Source organism: Corallococcus llansteffanensis, from assembly GCF_003612055.1.
In the GTDB taxonomy this organism is placed as follows: domain Bacteria; phylum Myxococcota; class Myxococcia; order Myxococcales; family Myxococcaceae; genus Corallococcus; species Corallococcus llansteffanensis.
Window position 1 is genome coordinate 1 of record NZ_RAWB01000729.1, and the last position, 4,296, is coordinate 4,296.

At 72.6% G+C, this 4,296-nt stretch carries 4 protein-coding genes; all 4 read right to left on the reverse strand.

Translation table 11 applies throughout. The annotated features are described in order from the left end of the window. Positions 1 to 236 (reverse strand): hypothetical protein (locus D7V93_RS39045; RefSeq protein WP_372338408.1); only part of this gene is annotated, 236 nt, incomplete at its 3' end. A 48-nt stretch (positions 237 to 284) separates the two neighbouring features. After that, positions 285 to 2,120 (reverse strand): FUSC family protein, encoded by a 1,836-nt coding sequence (locus D7V93_RS39050; protein ID WP_120648140.1) that lies wholly within the window; start codon positions 2,118 to 2,120, stop codon positions 285 to 287. Positions 2,121 to 2,150: 30 nt separating this feature from the next. After that, entirely contained in the window at positions 2,151 to 3,188 is a 1,038-nt protein-coding gene (locus D7V93_RS39055) for a D-alanine--D-alanine ligase family protein (protein ID WP_120648141.1), read from the reverse strand. Between the two features lies 1 nt (position 3,189). Further along, a complete protein-coding gene (locus D7V93_RS39060) occupies positions 3,190 to 4,260 on the reverse strand; it encodes a putative zinc-binding metallopeptidase (protein ID WP_244237768.1) in 1,071 nt (356 codons plus the stop codon). Positions 4,261 to 4,296: the final 36 nt, after the last annotated feature.

Sequence of the window (4,296 nt, forward strand, 5' to 3'; positions counted from 1 at the left end):
AGCCCGGCCGTGTCCGGCGTGGGCACGTTCCAGCCGAGCAGCGCGTCGAAGGCGGGCAGGGGGCGGGGGCGGCGGCCGTGGAGCACGGCGTCCGCCAGGTCCTCCATGGCGCCGTCCATGGCGCGGCCGTAGCGGGCCAGGGCCTCCAGCACCGCGGGCGTGGAGGGCACGGAGCGCCGCGACGCGAGCAGGGTGCAGACGGCGGCGAAGCGGCGGGTGAACGCGAGCAGCGTCATCAGCGGCTCCAGCGCCTCGGTGCTCCAGCGCGGCTCGTTGAGCAGCCGCTAGAAGGACGTCTCCGCGTTGATGGTGGCGAGCCCCAGCTTGCGGCGGGCCTCCGTGAGCGCCTGCGGCGCGGGCGCTTCACCCCGCTGCCACGCGGACGCCAGCACGTCGAAGAACTCCCGGTCCGCGCGCAGGGCCTCCGCCATCTGCGACGGGAAGCGCTCCTCCTCCGAGCGCTGCCACAGGAAGAAGGTGCCCGCGAGCGCCAGCGCCCCGCCGATGAGCGTGTTGACGATGCGCACCGGCGCGAGCGTCCAGTCCCCGCTGCCCAGCTCCGCCAGCAGCACGAAGGTGAGCGTGGCGAAGACGGTGAACAGCCCGTAGTTGAGCGGGATGAGGCTCACGCACAGGGCCGCGGTGCAGAACAGGAGCCCCATCATCGCGCGCGGATCCTGGAGCCACGACGCCACGGCGATGGCGAGGATGCCGCCCACCACGGTGCCCAGCACGCGCTGCAGCGCCTTGAGGACGGTGGGCCCGGTGTAGGGCTGCATCACGGTGAGCACCGTGATGGTGACCCAGTAGCTGTGGTTCGGCCGGAAGATGCTGGAGATCCACACCGCCGCCGTGGTGGTGAGGCCCACGCGCAGGGCGTGCCGCAGCACCTCCGACTCCAGCGTGAGGTTCGCGCGCACGGGCTCCCAGAGGGAGGGGTGGGGCTCCTCCGCCAGCTCCCGGGTGGGCGGCAGCGTGCCCGCCGCCACGGGCCCGGGCAGGCGGCACGCGGTGTCCAGCGCCACGTCCGCGCGCTCGCGCAGCTCCGTCACCAGCCGCGCCACGTCCCGCAGGCGCGCCCGCTCCAGCCGCGTCAGGAGGCCCCGCGCGTCCAGGTCCGTGAGCGCGTCGCTCAGCGCCCGGCCGTCCCACTCCGGCTGGGGCCTGCGGCTGCGGCCTTCCTGCTGCGTGAGCCGCACCAGGTCGCGCGCCGTGTGCGCGCAGTCCAGCAGGGCGACCGCCGCCGCCGCGCGCGGGTCTCCCGCGGGTCCGCTCACCGGCGGGCCCAGGCTCTCCAGGTCCTCTCCCAGCGCGATGATCCCCATGAACATCGCGTCCGCGGCCTCCAGCAGCACCAGCAGCCGCTCGCCGCGCCCGCGCTCCACGCGGCCCTGGCGCGTGGCGGTGAGCGTGGTGCGCGCCACCTCCAGCGTCTCGCGGATGCGCGCGTGCTGCTCCTGGATGAGCGCCTGCCAGGCGTCCTCGCGCGCGCCCTGGCACATGCGCGACATCGCCTCCGCGTAGTCCGCCACCGCGTCGAAGCACGCCGCCACCGCCTTGCGCGCGGGACGGTAGGGGCGGATGGGCCAGAGCACGAGCGACAGCACCATCGCCCACGCCGCGCCCGCCAGCAGCGTCGCGCCCGACAGGAGCGCGGCCTTCGGTCCCTCCACGGGCAGCGCCACGGCGATGACGAAGGTGGTGGCGGCGATGTTGCCCATGATGTTCGCCGCGGCGCCGTACACGCCCGCGAAGCTCCACGCCGTCACCCACACGAGCGTGAGCGGGATGGACAGCGCGGGGTACATCCCCACGAGGCCGCCCATCACCGCGGCCACCGCCGCCGCCAGCGCCGTGCCGCCCATGGCCCGCGCGCGCGCGTGGTAGGAGCCGCCCTTGTCGACGAAGGACGTGTTGAAGCCGCCCACGGCGAGCCACAGGCCTCCGGGCAGGTTCAGCGCGGTGCCCACGGCCATGGGCACGAAGGTGGCGAGCGCGGCGCGCAGGCCCGCCTTCACCGCGGGCCTCACGGGCGCGAAGCGGGCCACGGCCTTGGCATGCTCCAGGAGCTGACGGCGAATCACCCGTCCCCCATAGAGCACCGCCCCCGGCGCGGCCACCGGAATCCGGGCCGTCCGCGCGGCGGACGTTCAGTGCGCGGCGGGAGTCGCGTCCCGGACGGGCGCACCGGCCGTGGCCCGGGGCCCCACGCCCAGGTTGTATCGCCGGGCGGCCGTGTCCACGATGCGCTGCACGAGCGCGTCGTAGGCCATGCCGCGCTCCTTCGCCCCCATGGCCACCTCGCACTGCGTCTCCAGGTAGGGGTTGGGGTTCACCTCCAGCAGGTAGGGCTCGTTGGTGCGGCTGGAGACGCGGAAGTCGATGCGCGCGTAGTCGCGCAGCTTGAGCGCGCGGAACGCCGTCACCGCCGCGCGGCCAATGCGGCCCCGCAGCTCGTCCGACAGGTCCGTGGGCAGGACGAGATGGGGGCTGCCCGGCGACTCCGGCGCGAACTTCACCTCCCGGTTGGCGATCTTCATCCGCTTGCGGTTCCACCGCGAGCCGAAGTCCAGCTCCACCACCGGGAGGACCTCCGGGTCCGCCGCGTCCCCGACGACGCCGACGTACAGCTCGCGGCCCTCGATGAACTCCTCCGCCAGCGCCTCGTCGTCATACTCCTCGCGGATCTTCTTCACCCGTCGGGCCAGCCCCTCCATGTCCTTCTCGACGCCCAGGCCCATGGAGGCATCCGAGCGCGCGGGCTTCACCACCAGCGGGAAGGACAGATCGCCATTCGTCTGGAACGACGTGCCGTCGAAGGTCGCGAAGCGCGGCGTGAGCACGCCGTGGAACTGGAGCAGCTGCTTGGTGAGCACCTTGTCCTGCGCGAGCAGCAGCCCCGCGGTGCCGGAGCCGGTGAAGGGCACGCGCGCCAATTCCAGCACCGCGGCGACGTTGACCTCCAGGCGGTAGTCCTCCGCGAACGTCTCACAGAGGTTGAAGACGAGGTCGGCGCGGGCGCGCGTCACCAGCCGCACCAGGTCGGAGACGCTCTCGTCCACGCGCACGTCCACCGGCTCGTGGCCGCCCGCGCGCAGGGCCGCGCTCACCTGCGCCACGACGGCGTCCGGCGGTTCGTCCTTGGGCTGGTAGTGAAGGACGGCGATGCGAAGGGACTTCTGGGGCATGTCAGTCCTCGAAGAAGCGGTCGGTGTGGAGGTAGTTCATGGCCAGCACCGTGACGAGCGACGCAAGCTGCATCGCGGCCTCGCGGCTGTCGTCCGGGTACAAGGTGAGGTTCAGCGCGGCGGTGCGCTCCGCCAGGTGGTCCACGAGCGCGCGCACCACGCCCCGGCCCACGCCGGAGTAGTGGCCCACGGTGGAGAGCAGGCGCTGGCGCTCCGCCTGCACCAGCGTGACCGCGTTCACCGGGGCCTCACCGGGCCCCCAGAAGATGTCCTCCAGCGCGTGGTCGAAGGAGTTGCGCAGCTCCAGGTCCACCTTCTCGTCCAGCTCGCGCTGCCGGTAGTGCTCCTGGACGGTGCCCTCCATCTCCTCGGTGGTGAGGTCCGGCTGGGCCAGCTGCACGAGCGGGGGCATGCGGCCCACGCGCTTCGCCGTCGCCTCCACGTACTGGAGCTTCTTGAGCGCGCCCCAGCCCTGGTAGCGCTTCTCCCAGTCGCTGCCCGGCGTGAGCCACACGGCGAACGTCTCCGCGAAGTCCTCGTCCGGGTGCTTCTGCGCGTACCAGCCGGAGATGTGGAACACGTACCGCCGTGAGAAGGGCCGGGGCTTGTAGTCGTCCTGGTACGGCCGCCCGTAGTCGCCGAACACGCGGCGCCACTCGTCGGTCTCATAGAGGCGCCAGGCGTAGTTGAAGGCGTGGCCGGCCTCGTGGCGCAGGTACATGAGGATTTCGGCCTCCGTCTCCGCGCTGCCTCCCAGCTCCGCCTCGATGGACAGCAGCTCCGGATCCGCCAGGTAGAAGGGTAGGCCGATGACGGGCACTCCGGACGGACAGCCCCACTCGTCGGACAGGTAGCACTGGGGTTTGAACGACAGCCCCTTGGCCTCCAGCTCCGCGTGGAGCTGGGCGATGTAGCGCTCCAGGGGCGTGCCCGCGAGGCGCAGCGACAGGTCCTTGATGCGTGCCTGGAGCAGGGCCTCACGGCGGGGGGACAGCCGGCCCCGACTGTCGGCTCCCTCGGAAGGGTGCTTTTCGCGCAGCACCCGCGATTCGGGCTGGGTGGAAGGCATCATCCCTTTGCTAGGTAAGGCGCGCGGGGAGGGATGGAC